12 protein-coding genes are annotated in these 12,876 nt (G+C 43.4%); 8 read left to right on the top strand and 4 right to left on the bottom strand.

What is annotated here, in order from left to right; all coding sequences use genetic code 11:
* Window positions 1-202 precede the first annotated feature (202 nt).
* Together ACFEL9_RS25315 and ACFEL9_RS25310 are read right to left on the bottom strand one after the other, a co-directional pair.
* Window positions 203-2,353, bottom strand: a complete 2,151-nt coding sequence (locus tag ACFEL9_RS25315; protein WP_385895968.1) for a xanthine dehydrogenase family protein molybdopterin-binding subunit — start codon at window positions 2,351-2,353, stop codon at window positions 203-205.
* 124 nt (window positions 2,354-2,477) lie between these two features.
* Window positions 2,478-2,936, bottom strand: a complete 459-nt coding sequence (locus ACFEL9_RS25310; RefSeq protein WP_446753370.1) for a (2Fe-2S)-binding protein — start codon at window positions 2,934-2,936, stop codon at window positions 2,478-2,480.
* A gap of 192 nt (window positions 2,937-3,128) precedes the next feature.
* On the opposite strand from ACFEL9_RS25310, the gene ACFEL9_RS25305 reads away from it, so the two are divergent.
* From ACFEL9_RS25305 to ACFEL9_RS25275, 7 genes are all read left to right on the top strand, one after another.
* Entirely contained in the window at window positions 3,129-3,356 is a 228-nt protein-coding gene (locus ACFEL9_RS25305; protein ID WP_385895966.1) for a MoaD/ThiS family protein, read from the top strand.
* Window positions 3,357-3,358: 2 nt separating this feature from the next.
* Window positions 3,359-4,501, top strand: a complete 1,143-nt coding sequence (locus ACFEL9_RS25300) for a ThiF family adenylyltransferase (RefSeq protein WP_385895963.1) — start codon at window positions 3,359-3,361, stop codon at window positions 4,499-4,501.
* A 4-nt stretch (window positions 4,502-4,505) separates the two neighbouring features.
* On the top strand, window positions 4,506-4,949 hold the full coding sequence (locus tag ACFEL9_RS25295; RefSeq protein ID WP_385895961.1) for a molybdenum cofactor biosynthesis protein MoaE: 444 nt from the start codon (window positions 4,506-4,508) through the stop codon (window positions 4,947-4,949).
* A 122-nt stretch (window positions 4,950-5,071) separates the two neighbouring features.
* Window positions 5,072-5,482, top strand: a complete 411-nt coding sequence (locus ACFEL9_RS25290) for a c-type cytochrome (RefSeq protein ID WP_385895958.1) — start codon at window positions 5,072-5,074, stop codon at window positions 5,480-5,482.
* A 49-nt stretch (window positions 5,483-5,531) separates the two neighbouring features.
* Complete coding sequence (gene moaCB / locus ACFEL9_RS25285; protein ID WP_385895956.1) at window positions 5,532-6,443, top strand: bifunctional molybdenum cofactor biosynthesis protein MoaC/MoaB; 912 nt, start codon at window positions 5,532-5,534, stop codon at window positions 6,441-6,443.
* Between the two features lie 120 nt (window positions 6,444-6,563).
* On the top strand, window positions 6,564-6,767 hold the full coding sequence (locus tag ACFEL9_RS25280; RefSeq protein WP_385895953.1) for a RelB antitoxin-like protein: 204 nt from the start codon (window positions 6,564-6,566) through the stop codon (window positions 6,765-6,767).
* 50 nt (window positions 6,768-6,817) lie between these two features.
* Entirely contained in the window at window positions 6,818-7,024 is a 207-nt protein-coding gene (locus ACFEL9_RS25275; protein WP_385895974.1) for a type II toxin-antitoxin system RelE family toxin, read from the top strand.
* Between the two features lie 41 nt (window positions 7,025-7,065).
* Here the strand turns inward: ACFEL9_RS25275 and ACFEL9_RS25270 are convergent, their stop codons facing one another.
* Both ACFEL9_RS25270 and fdhD read right to left on the bottom strand, forming a co-directional pair.
* On the bottom strand, window positions 7,066-9,381 hold the full coding sequence (locus tag ACFEL9_RS25270; protein ID WP_385895951.1) for an FdhF/YdeP family oxidoreductase: 2,316 nt from the start codon (window positions 9,379-9,381) through the stop codon (window positions 7,066-7,068).
* Between the two features lie 6 nt (window positions 9,382-9,387).
* On the bottom strand, window positions 9,388-10,224 hold the full coding sequence (gene fdhD, locus ACFEL9_RS25265; protein ID WP_385895948.1) for a formate dehydrogenase accessory sulfurtransferase FdhD: 837 nt from the start codon (window positions 10,222-10,224) through the stop codon (window positions 9,388-9,390).
* Between the two features lie 416 nt (window positions 10,225-10,640).
* Between fdhD and ACFEL9_RS25260 the strand changes: the two genes are divergently transcribed.
* Entirely contained in the window at window positions 10,641-12,812 is a 2,172-nt protein-coding gene (locus tag ACFEL9_RS25260) for a xanthine dehydrogenase family protein molybdopterin-binding subunit (protein WP_385895945.1), read from the top strand.
* Window positions 12,813-12,876: the final 64 nt, after the last annotated feature.

Genomic DNA, 12,876 nt, shown 5'->3' with positions numbered 1-12,876 from the left:
TTTTTGTTTTTGTAGTCAAAGTTATTTTGGTCTACTGTCCTGCTCTAAACGCCTTTCTATATAGCATAAGGGCTTTGGGGGCAAAACTGCTCCTGTTGGAACCCGGACGTCCGGTCTGACGCCAAGTCCTCAACGTTGCCTCAAAAAGGGCCCTTGAAAACTCAAATGCTGTACTTTACTGCAATCATTCAACCCTAACTCCTCAAAACCCCTTCGCCGGTTTAAATACCGGCTCATCAATAAATGGCTGATTCTTTAAACGCTTGCCTGTTGCTTTAAAAATTGCATTGCCAACGGCTCCGCCGGTTGGCGGCAGGGCCGGCTCGCCCAGGCCGGTGGGATCTATTCCATTATCAATAAAATGCGCTTCTATCTCCGGAACTTCTTTCATGCGGATAAGGCGATAGGCGCCAAAATTATTTTGTGCCGGCGCTCCATCTTTAAAAGTTAGTTTGCCATACATCGCATGTCCGTACCCGTCAACAATGCCGCCCATCACCTGCTGCAATGCCCCGCTTTTATTAATGACCTCACCGCAATCACACACAGCGACAATCTTTTTAACAACCGGCTTCCCCTCTTTCATTATTACGTCACAAACCTGTGCCACATAAGATGAATGAGAGAAGTAAACACTGAAGCCCTGTGAAACTCCTTTTTGTTTTCCCCATCCTGCTTTTTCAGCCGCCTGTTTGATCACTGTTTCCATCCTGTTGACATTATACGAGGTCTGGCCAACAGGATTCGTTTTTGCTTTTTGCAAAAGATCCAACCTGAATTGTACGGGATCTTTTCCCGCCGTCCAGGCCACTTCATCTAAAAAGCTTTGTTCCGCAAAGGCTAAAAAATTAGTAACAGGTGCACGCCATGCACCTGTCGTGATGGGAGAAATATGTTCGACTGTATCGATGAGCAAATTATCAACTGCACCCGAAGGAAAATTATTTTCTCTTGTTGAGTTATTTTGGTTGATACCTACGCCTCTTAGTTTATAGCCAACCATATTTCCTTTATCATCCAATGCCGCTTCAAAACGATAACGAACAGCGGGGCGATAACTGCCACCCATCATATCATCTTCCCGCGACCAAATCACCTTAACTGGCTTTTTGATGATACTTGATAATTCTGCAGCTTCCAATACATAATCGAACTTTAACCGTCTTCCAAAACCGCCGCCCAGCCGGGTGATCGTTACAGTAATTTTATCTTCCGGTATATTCAGCAATTTTGATACGGCAGTACGGGCACTGGCCGGAGTTTGTGTTGGCCCTACTAATTCTACACCATCAGAACTCACATCAGCGAAAAAATTCATGGGTTCCATCGGGTTGTGCGGAATGAAGGGGCACTGGTATTCGCTTTTTATAATTTTAGCAGCGTTCTTAAACGCCGCTTCCACATCTCCGTCTTTTCTGCGGACGGTTGCTTTGTCACTGTTCAGTAGTGAAGCGAATAACTGATCGTGATCGGCAGAGCTTTCTGTATTGCCATCTTTTACGTATTCAATTTTTAATATCTTTCTTGCCTTCATGATTTCCCAGGTGGATTTACCAATGACGGCTATGTTGTTTTTGAATGTAACCACATCGATGATTCCCGGCATCGCTTTGGCCGCAGCCGCATCAACGGATTTTATCTTTGTGCCAAAAGCAGGTGGACGTTGTATCATGGCTAATACCATTCCTTCGCGATGAAAATCCAGGCCAAAAACTCCTTTGCCGGTAATGATGTTTTTATTTTCAACATTCCTGATCGCTTTACCGATCAGTTTAAAATCTTTCCGGTCCTTGAGAGGAACATCAGCAGGCACGACCATCTTAGAAGCTTCTTCTGCCAACTCACCATAACCGAATTTATTTCCCGTTTTTGCATGTATCACAAAACCATTGCTGGCAGTGCACTCCGCTACATCAACATTCCAGCGTTTGGCCGCAGCAGCAATTAATAAGTGCCTGGCTGTAGCACCGGCAGTGCGTAATCTTTTCCATGAATGGGGAATAGCGCCGCTACCGCCCGTGAGCTGCCGGTCAAATTTTTTCGTATCGAGCGGAGCCTGCACTACTTTCACTTTTGTCCAGTCTGCATCCAGTTCTTCCGCCACAATCATAGGAAAAGAAGTCATGATGTTTTGACCCAACTCGGGATTGGGAGAAAATATAGTGATAGTACCATCTGTTGCAATGGACAGATAACTATTAAACTCCAGTTCGCCGGCAACATTGGCGGCATTCATGATCATAGGAGTTCCCGCCTCCGCACTGAACCAGCTAAATCCAAGCAGCAGACCGCCACCGGTCATTGAAGTTATTTTCAGAAAATCTCTTCGGTTGGTTTTATGTAAGGTTGTCATGGTCTGGTGTTATTTAAATGTGACAGTTGTATCTCGTATGAGTGCTGAGTAGCCAGTTGTGAGAACGTTCTATTGGAAGTACATACTTACTATTCACCACTGACAACTCATATTTTATTGATCGTTATACTTTGGTGCTGGCCAATTGTACCGCTTCACGAATGCGATGATAGGCGCAACAGCGGCATATATTGCCCTGCATAGCATCGTCTATTTCCTGCGCAGTCGGTTTTGGCTTTCGTTTTAATAAAGCTGCGGCCGTCATGATCTGCCCGGCCTGGCAATAACCACATTGCGGAACATCTACTTCATCCCACGCCTGCTGCACAGGATGGTCACCGTTTTCCGACAAGCCTTCAATCGTTGTGACTTTTGATGTTCTGATTCCTGAAACAGGAAGCATACAAGCTCTCACTGCATTTCCATCAAGAAGTACTGTGCATGCTCCGCATTGGGCCACTCCGCACCCGTATTTGGTTCCTACCAACCCGAGGTGATCCCTGAGTACCCATAAGAGCGGTGTATCGGCTGTTACGTCTGCCTGGTATTTCTTTCCGTTTATTTGTAGTTCGAAAATTGGCATCTTGATAAATTTTGGTCTTTGAAGTTAGGCAAAACGGATAGTCCTGGAAACAGAATTATTTAAATGGCAATTATTGGAACTTGTTGTAAAACAAAAACACAGCTGGTCATCAGTTACAACACCGCTATGTAAAAATTTTGAGTGCATCTCTTTATAACACTTATCTGGAGTAAATTCGTGTAAATTATGCAGATGCGAATTTTGATATTTGGCAAGCTGGCCGATATAATTAAGACCAGTACGCTTACACTCACGGATATTGCCGATACCAATAGCCTTGTGAATGAGTTGAATAAAAGGTACCCGGCTCTTGCAGATTGTAAATACATCATGGCGGTCGACAAACAAACGATTACTACCAATACCATTTTAAACGGAGAAAGCACAATAGCCCTTCTCCCACCCTTCTCAGGCGGATAAAAATGAAAGAAACTAAATCATTGGAAAGATACCAGCGCCAGGTGCTGTTAAAAGAATTTGGCGAAGCGGGGCAGCAAAAACTGCTGGGGGCTAAAGTAGTGGTGATTGGTGCAGGCGGCCTCGGTTGCCCGGTATTGCAATACCTGGTGGCAGCGGGTGTTGGGACTATCGGCATTGTTGATGATGATACAGTATCGCTGACCAATCTTCACCGGCAACCGTTGTACACAGTAAAGGATATTGGTTTGTCTAAGGCGGAACTGGCGGCATCGGGTTTGCGCCAGTTAAACCCCGACATCAATATCATCACGTATAATCAGCGGCTAATTGTTGAAAACGCACTGGATATCCTTGAATCATTTGACATCATCGTTGATGGTACCGATAATTTTTCGACCCGTTATATGATCAATGATGCCTGTGTATTGCTTGATAAACCGTTGGTATATGGAGCCATTTCTCAGTTTGAGGGGCAGGTGGCAGTTTTTAATGTTCGCCCCGATAGCACCATGCAGGGCGTTAATTACCGTGATCTGTTTCCCGTTCCACCAAAGGAAGATGAGGTGTTGAATTGCGCACAGGCAGGTGTCTTAGGCGTATTACCGGGAATCATTGGCACGATGATGGCCAATGAGACGATTAAACTGATAACGGGTATAGGGAATGTATTGGCCAACCAGCTTTTCACCTATAATGCATTGACCAACCAGGTGTACCAGTGGACGTTAACGCCAGGAACAGAGACAGCTTCGCTGATTCCCGCTAACAAGGAGGCTTTTAAGAAAATGGATTATGTATGGCTCTGTGGCTCTACCACCGAAGTACCGGAAATTGATAGCAATGAATTCGATGAGCTTCGGGAAAACAAGGTTGTTGACATCATCGATGTTCGGGAGTTGGATGAATTGCCGGAAGTAAACGAGTTTTATCATCTCAGAATTCCATTGAAACAAATTGCAGAATCAACGCCGGCGATTGAAGCGGAAACGGTAGTGGTGTTTTGCCAATCGGGCATTCGGAGCAAAAAAGCTGCGACCCTCTTATCAGGTATTTTTGGTGACACTAAAAAAATATATAGTTTGAGAGGAGGCATTGTAAATTGGAAAAATCAGCAGCATTCGCAACAAATGAACGATATAAAATAACCGGATGAAAGATCGAAAACCAAAGAACATATTTATACAAGGGCCGGTTACGGCTGCCTTTGTAGCAGAAAGTATTCAAAAACACAGTTCACAAACAGCGATTGGCGGGCATAGTATTTTTTTGGGCCAGGTAAGGGCCGATGTGATTGCTGATAAAAAAGTGATGGCAATAGATTACACGGCCTATGAAGAAATGGCCCTGGAAAAAATGCATGACATAAGAGAAGATATTTTTTCAAAATACCAGCTAACCTGTATGCATGTGTATCATAGCCTTGGTAAAGTAGCTGCCGGGGAAATCTCCCTGTTTGTTTTCACCTCTTCTGCACATCGCAAGGCAGCTATTGAAGCTTGTGAAGAAACGGTCGAACGATTGAAAGCAGAACTACCTGTTTGGGGAAAAGAATTATTTGAGGATGAAACATACCAATGGAAAGAGAACCCCTGATCCTTCGGCAAGTTCAGGAAATAACCCCTAAAGGGGCTTTGGAACCTGACAATCAAATTGATCCTGCAAAACAGTTTGAGGTTTTAAATTAAAATGTCGTCGCACTAAAAGAATAACCAAGTATGATAAAACTAGTATGCATTATTTTAATCCTTCCCTGCATTTTTATTGTCGGTAGCTCTTTTTTCCAAAACGATGAATTGGCTAAAAGTATTGAACGTGGTAAAGAAGTGTATGCAAGCTATTGTATGAGCTGTCATATGGAAGATGGGAAAGGCACGCCGGACATTAATCCCCCGCTTGCCAAAGCTGATTATATAAAAGCTCCTGCAAAAAATTTAATCAGAATCATCCTGGAAGGCCAGACGGGTGAAATCATGGTGAACAAAAAAAAGTACAACACCCCCATGCTCCCATTTTCTTATTTAAGTGATGAACAGGTAGCCGATGTACTCAATTATGTACGTAATTCCTGGGGAAATAAAGTTGCGGGCATTGTAAAACCCGCACAGGTCAAAGCATTACGTAATTAAAATCAGTATTCACAGATTAATTCCTGGCAACGGAAATTATAAATATAACATGGTCGATATAACACGCAAATCAAATACACTCAGGCAAGCAATTGCATCGGCAATTGTAACAGTTTCAAAGCAGGAAACCATCGACGCCATCAAAAATAAAAAAGTTCCCAAAGGTGACATCTTCGAATTTTCAAGAGCTGCAGGATTGTTAGCTATCAAAAAAACAAGTGATGTAATTCCCGACTGTCATCCGCTGCCGGTTGAATATGCAGCTATCAAACACGAACTGGATGAATTGAAGATCATTATTACAGTTGAAGTACATACTATTTATAAAACTGGTGTAGAGGTGGAAGCTATGCACGGTGCAGCCGTTACTGCACTCACCATCTACGACATGCTAAAGCCCATTGATAAAGGAGTTGAAATTTCCAGGATAAAATTGGAAAATAAAAAAGGCGGCAAGACAGATTTTCGGGACCAGGCCACAACTAATTTGAAAACGGCTGTCATTGTTTGCTCCGATGGTGTTTTTCATGGCAAGAAACAGGATACGAGCGGGCAAAAAATCATCGAGAAACTGGAGCGTCTCAATATGACTGCAGCTTCGTATGAAATCATTCCCGATGAGTTCGACCTGATTCAAACAAAAGTGAAACAGTTGAGTGAAGAAGCATATAACCTTATTTTGTTGACTGGAGGTACTGGCCTTTCCCCGAGAGATGTAACACCGGAAGCTATCCAGCCATTGCTCGACAGGGAAATTCCGGGCATCATGGAAGCAGCACGAAGCTACGGTCAGCAACGAACGCCTTATGCTATGTTGTCAAGAGGGATTGCAGGATTTATAAAAAGCACACTGGTGATCACCTTACCCGGTTCTACCAAAGGTGTGGAAGAAACAATGGATGCATTGTTTCCTTATTTGCTGCATGTATTCCGGGTGGCGGAAGGAATGCGGCATAGTTAATAAGTTAAGCCAGGCTTCCCCGATTCTTTTTACTCACATAGTTTATTATTTTTGCCAATATTATTTTCAAATATTATTTAGCTGAACAAATCGTTGTTTAATAGCTTTAAATTTTTTACTATGAATGCTCCGCAATTCATTACAGACAGCAAAGGCAAAAAACTTTCGGTGGTACTGCCTATGAAGGAGTACAAAAAGATCATGGAAGATCTTGAAGAATTGGAAGATATCCGTCTCTACGATGAAGCCATGACAGCCAAAGAGCCTTCATTGCCCATTGACAAGGCTTTTGAACACATTGAGGCAAAGCGCAAAAAAAAGTAAATGCCTTATCAGCTTACTATTAAGCCAAAAGCTATCAAGTCCTTGAAAAGATCAATGAGCCAGATTACTCAACTATTAAAGCCGCGATTTATAGTTTAGCTGATAACCCCCGGCCACATGGATACAAAAAACTAAAAGGCAGGGATGCTTACCGCATTCGCTCGGGCGATTACAGAATTATCTATAGCATATTTGATAAAATTCTTACCGTTGAGGTCATTGCCATCGGGCATAGAAAAGATATTTACGAGCAATAAAAATTGTGATTGAACATTTCCCGATCACAATGACCAGGAACTCACTTGTTATTTACCTTCCTTATTTTTATAATCACCAATTTCGACGTCGGCGTATTACTTTTTTCAGCTACACTGCTAATCGGAACTAATACATTTGCTTCCGGAAAATAAGTGGCTGTGCAATTCTGTGGGATAGCATATGGTACGACCACAAATTTCCTGGCTACTCTTTCAACACCATCATAATAATTGTACAGATCAACTACATCTTCTTTCTTTAAACCTCTTTTGCTCATATCAAGCTGGTTCATCAGTATCACCCGCCGCTCATTGTAAATGCCGCGGTAGCGATCATCCAACCCATAAATAGTTGTATTAAACTGGTCATGACTGCGAATAGTCATCATCATAAGCTCATCATCTGCAAGATCAATAGCGGTGGCATTTGAAATACTAAAATGCGCTTTTTGTGAATGCGTGTTGAAATTGCCATCCCGGTTACAATTGGGTAAATAAAACCCTCCGGCGATCCTGATCCGTTCATTGTAGTTTTCAAAACCTGGAATCGTCTTCTCTATATCGTCACGGATATGATCGTAATGATGAAGATATTTATCCCAGTCAATCCTGCTGTTTTTCAAAACAGCTTTTGCCAGCCTGCAAACTATGGCAGGTTCGCTCAACAATTCATCCGAAACAGGTTTCAAAACGCCTTTGGATGATTGGATGATACCCATTGAATTCTCGCAGGATATAAATTGTTCTTCACTCTGCTGGATGTCTTTATCGCTTCTTCCCAGACAAGGCAATATCAATGCTTCTTCACCATGCACCAGGTGGCTACGGTTCAGTTTTGTGGAAACATGCACGGTCAGTTTACATTTTCGCAATGCCTCAGCTGTAAACTTTGTATCAGGTGTTGCCGAAAGAAAATTACCACCCATCGCAAAAAAAATGGTTGCTTTTCCTTCCTGCATGGCTTTGATTGACTCCACTGTATCGTAACCGGGACTAGTGGGTGGACTGAATCCAAAATTCTTTTCTAACGATTGTAAAAATGCAGCGGAAGGATTTTCATAGATGCCCATAGTACGATCACCCTGCACATTACTATGGCCCCTGACCGGGCAGGTACCTGCTCCCGGTTTACCGATGCTTCCTTTCAGTAATAAAAGATTCACGATCTCTTTAATAGTGTCAACTGCATTTTTATGCTGTGTTAGACCCATGGCCCAGCAGGCAATGATCCTGCTTTTATCTTTCAGTATTGAAGCCGCTTCTTTTATTTGAACCGGATCGATTCCACATATATTACTCAACCTGTTTATTTCCTGTTTTTGTAAATGCGCAAAGTATTCACTGTATCCTTCAGTCTTATTTTCTATAAACGCTTTATCAACTACCGTTCCCGGCGACTGTTGCTCTTCCTCTAGGAGAAACAAATTGATAGCCTGCAACAATGCCATATCGCCATTGATCTTTACCTGCAGAAAGAGGTCGGTGAGTGCCATTCCATGGCCTAGCCATCCCTTCAGTTGTTGCGGATCGTTGAAACCCATCAACCCTGTTTCCGGCAATGGGTTAATTGAAATAATAATAGCACCATTCGCCTTTGCCTTTTGCAGCGCAGTCAGCATCCGCGGGTGATTGGTGCCGGGATTCTGTCCTAATATAATGATGACTTCGGCATGATAAAAATCTTCCAGCTTTACGGATCCTTTGCCGATGCCCAATGCTTCAGTCAGTGCCACACCACTGCTTTCATGGCACATATTACTGCAGTCCGGCAGGTTGTTGGTTCCAAATTCGCGGACAAATAATTGGTACAAAAAAGCCGCTTCGTTACTTGTTCTGCCCGACGTGTAAAAAATGGCTTCATTGGGTGAAGTGAGTTCATGTAAGCGAACAGCAATTTTATTAAATGCATCTTCCCAACTGACCGGCTGATAATGTGTGGCGCCTTTGGGTAAAAACATGGGTTGGGCAATACGTCCTTTCCTTCCGATAGCATGATCAGACAAAGCAGCCAGCTCATTTACAGAATGAAAAGCGAAAAAATCGGCATCCAGTTTTTTTAATGTTGCTTCCTCCGCAATTGCCTTTGCTCCATTCTCACAATACTCTGTCTGACCTCTTCGCTCATCATCAGGATCGGGCCAGGCACAACTCGGGCAATCAAACCCATCTTTCTGATTCATTTTAGCCAGGGCCTTCCATCCACGAATAATACCCGGTTCCGCTGCTATGTGTTTAAAGGTCGACAACACGGCTGGTATACCGGCTGCTGATTTTTTTACCGGCCCTAATTTTAACCCGGTCAACCCGCTGGGATTTTCTTCGGGTGCTGATGTATGTAATTTATCGTCTGCCTGCATGAAACATTACTTATTAAAAATGATGCGGTCTTTACCGGCATAAATATTAAATCGTTCATCCCGTAAAAAACCAATCAATGTAATACCGCATTCCCGGGCCAAATCCACCGCCAGGCTTGACGGCGCTCCCACCGCTGTTACGATCCTGATACCGGCCATATTTGCTTTTTGTATCAATTCAAAACTTGCTCTCCCGCTTAACAGTAAAATATTGTTATCAAGCGGCAGCTGGTCATTCAGCAAGCAGGCGCCGATTGCCTTATCCAGTGCATTATGGCGGCCGACATCTTCACGAACCAAAAGAAAATTTCCCTGCTGATCAAACAAAGCAGAAGCATGCAGCCCGCCTGTACAATCAAACATCGTTTGCTCTAATCTTAACTTGTCGTAAATGGTGTAAAAAAGATCAGCTCTTAAAGAGATGTCGCCAGTTCTTTTACTATAAGCAGACACCGTCCTGATATTGTCAATTCCTGATTTACCGCAAACACCGCAACTGGAGTTGGTAAAAAAATTCCGTTCCAACTTTTTAAGCCCCGGATCAATATCTTCTTTTAACGTCACGGCTATCGTATTACCATCGGCGTTGTCCTGCTGTACACGCAATACTTCTTCCTTGTTGGTGATTATACCCTCTGTGAATAAAAAACCGATCGCTAATTCAAGGTCGTGGCCCGGTGTCCGCATGGTTACAGTTATATTTTTTCGTTGGCGCATTGCTGCCGGTCCATAGATCAATTCAATCTGCAAGGGCTCTTCCACAGCCAGTTGGTCGTCCACAACCGTTCCCTGGCCAAGATTGATCTTGACTATTCTTGTTTTCGTTATAAAAGGTTGTTCCATTTGTGCTCTTTTAAATGGTGAATTGTGTTCCAACAAATCTGTATAAAGTTACAGTCATTTGGTAAGCCGAATAGGGGCAAATGTTTTGTCACTATTTTTTTTATCGAAGCAAATTGTTGTTGTAAGGGGTGCATCCCAGGTTTTCGCGGTGTTGAATTCTTAGCTTTTGCAATTAATGAAATCTTTATCTCCTCCGGCGGAGAGGCGGACCTGATTGCGCATAACAAAAATTCAAAAGGGGATGGGTTTAGATAAGCGAAAATTTGAGATGCGTCCGTATAAAATGATCTATTTTTTTTAATTCGAAATAGTTCTAACTTCAATCAGTGAATCAGACCTGCGCTACAAGCATCCACCTCCTACCCTGACATTGCTGCCTTATTTATCCTAATCCTCAAAAAATAAAGGAGGAATCTATGAACGATATCAACACCCTCAGTCGTCGGAAATTCATCCAAACCTCTGCTACGGTTAGTGGCGGGTTATTGCTGAGTTTTTACCTGCCTGCCTTTGGCAGGGGATTAAAAAGTGCAATAGCGCCTCCGGCTGATTTTGCCCCCAATGCTTTTTTGCGAATCGGTACGGATAATATCGTCACCGTTATTGTGAATCATTCCGAAATGGGACAAGGATGTTACACTTCTTTGCCCATGATCATTGCCGATGAACTGGACGCCGACTGGGGCAAAGTGAGAATTGAAGCAGCTCCTGTTGATCCTGTTTATAATCATCCGGGCTTTGGCATGCAGGGCACAGGTGGCAGCACCAGTACATGGGTGGAATGGGATCGTTTCCGCAATGCCGGTGCAACGGGAAGATATTTATTAGTTGCAGCCGCTGCGCAAACATGGAATGTTGATCCGTCAACATGCCGTACAGAAAAAGGATTTGTTATTCATGATGTAACAGGCCGCAAACTATCTTATGGCGAGTTAGTAGATAAAGCAGCAACGATCACTGCGCCAAAAGAAGTAAAACTAAAAGAAGCAAAAGATTTCAAACTCATTGGTAAACCTACCAAACGTCTTGACACTCCTGAAAAAATTGATGGCTCCGCCATTTTTGGATTGGATGTAAAAATTCCAGGTCTATTAACAGCCGTGATTGCGAGACCGCCGGTATTTGGTGGTAAAGTAAAAAGTTTTAATGCCGATAAAGCAAAAGCAATTGCCGGTGTAAAAGATGTTGTGCAGATTGATCGTGGTATTGCTGTTGTTGCAAATGGGTTCTGGCCAGCAAAGCTTGGCCGTGAAGCATTGGAAGTAGAATGGGATGAAGGCCCATTAGCATCGCTTGACAGCATTACGCAACGAAAGGAATATGATGAGCTTGCCAGGCAAACGGGAGCATCTGCAAAAAAGGAAGGAGATGTTTCGGCGGCAAAAGAAAAGGCAACAAAGAAAATAGAAGCAGTTTATGAACTGCCTTATTTAGCTCATGCACCAATGGAACCTCTCAATTGCGTGGCTGATGTAAAAGCGGATAGTTGTGAAATATGGGTAGGCACACAATTTCAAACAGTAGATGCCATGACTGCTGCAGCTATTACCGGGTTGAAACCAAACCAGGTAAAGCTGCATACTACTTTATTGGGTGGTGGCTTTGGTCGTCGTGCGGTGCCTGATGCACATTTTGTAGCTGAAGCAGTGCAGGTTTCAAAAGCAATTAAGAATCCTGTAAAAGTCGTATGGACAAGAGAAGATGATATTCGCGGGGGCTATTACCGTCCGGCAGCACATCATGTGATCAGCGCTGGTATTGATTCTTCAGGTAAACCCTTGTTCTGGCAACAACAGATCGTATGTCAATCGTTCGCTACGGGCACTCCATTTGAAGGCGCATTAATTAAAGACGGAGTTGACCTTGTTGCCGTCGAAGGGTCTGCAGATTTAGCTTACCATGTTCCCAATATGCAGGTAAACTGGAACATGGCGCCTGCTGGTGTACCTACTTTGTGGTGGCGATCTGTAGGTCATTCTCATAATGCATTTGTGACGGAAACATTTATTGATGAATTAGCGAAACTCGCCGGTAAAGACCCGTACCAGTATCGCCGTTCTTTACTTGAAAAACATCCACGCCATAAAAGAGTGCTTGAAATGGCAGCAGAAAAATCAGGCTGGGGTAAACCATTACCGGCGGGACGTGCAAGAGGAATTGCAGTACACGAATCTTTTGGAAGTTTTATTGCTTATGTGGCTGAAGTGTCAATACCAAAAGCAGGAGTAGTAAAAGTGCATAAAGTTGTCGGCGCTGTTGATTGTGGCCCCGTTGTAAATCCGGACACTGTTAAAGCCCAGATAGAAGGTGGGGTCGTTTTCGGGATAACAGCGGCATTGTACGGCGAAATAACTTTTGAAAAAGGAAGAGTAAAACAAAGCAACTTTCATGACTATCGTATGCTTAGGATGAATGAAATGCCGGTCGTTGAAGTGCATATTGTTGACAGTAAAGAAAAGATGGGTGGCGTCGGTGAACCCGGGGTGCCACCGATCGCTCCGGCAGTTGCCAATGCACTTTTTGTATTAACCGGAAAACGGATTCATAAGCTTCCTTTCAAGGATTCTGATTTAAAAAAGAAAGTTTGATTTTTTATGATGCCGGCGACATTGCAGTCCTGAGCGGAGTCGAAGGGTCAGCTTTTGTTGCGAC

Origin of the sequence: Terrimonas alba, assembly GCF_042434975.1 — a bacterium.
In the GTDB taxonomy this organism is placed as follows: Bacteria; Bacteroidota; Bacteroidia; order Chitinophagales; family Chitinophagaceae; genus Terrimonas_B; species Terrimonas_B alba.
This window is presented reverse-complemented; position numbering and strand designations above follow the sequence as displayed.

Coding starts and splice junctions, on each gene's coding strand:
- ACFEL9_RS25315 (WP_385895968.1), bottom strand. CDS start 2,353: ATGACAACCTTACATAAAACCAACCGAAGAGATTTTCTGAAAATAACT.
- ACFEL9_RS25310 (WP_446753370.1), bottom strand. CDS start 2,936: ATGCCAATTTTCGAACTACAAATAAACGGAAAGAAATACCAGGCAGAC.
- ACFEL9_RS25305 (WP_385895966.1), top strand. CDS start 3,129: ATGCGAATTTTGATATTTGGCAAGCTGGCCGATATAATTAAGACCAGT.
- ACFEL9_RS25300 (WP_385895963.1), top strand. CDS start 3,359: ATGAAAGAAACTAAATCATTGGAAAGATACCAGCGCCAGGTGCTGTTA.
- ACFEL9_RS25295 (WP_385895961.1), top strand. CDS start 4,506: ATGAAAGATCGAAAACCAAAGAACATATTTATACAAGGGCCGGTTACG.
- ACFEL9_RS25290 (WP_385895958.1), top strand. CDS start 5,072: ATGATAAAACTAGTATGCATTATTTTAATCCTTCCCTGCATTTTTATT.
- moaCB (WP_385895956.1), top strand. CDS start 5,532: ATGGTCGATATAACACGCAAATCAAATACACTCAGGCAAGCAATTGCA.
- ACFEL9_RS25280 (WP_385895953.1), top strand. CDS start 6,564: ATGAATGCTCCGCAATTCATTACAGACAGCAAAGGCAAAAAACTTTCG.
- ACFEL9_RS25270 (WP_385895951.1), bottom strand. CDS start 9,381: ATGCAGGCAGACGATAAATTACATACATCAGCACCCGAAGAAAATCCC.
- fdhD (WP_385895948.1), bottom strand. CDS start 10,224: ATGGAACAACCTTTTATAACGAAAACAAGAATAGTCAAGATCAATCTT.
- ACFEL9_RS25260 (WP_385895945.1), top strand. CDS start 10,641: ATGAACGATATCAACACCCTCAGTCGTCGGAAATTCATCCAAACCTCT.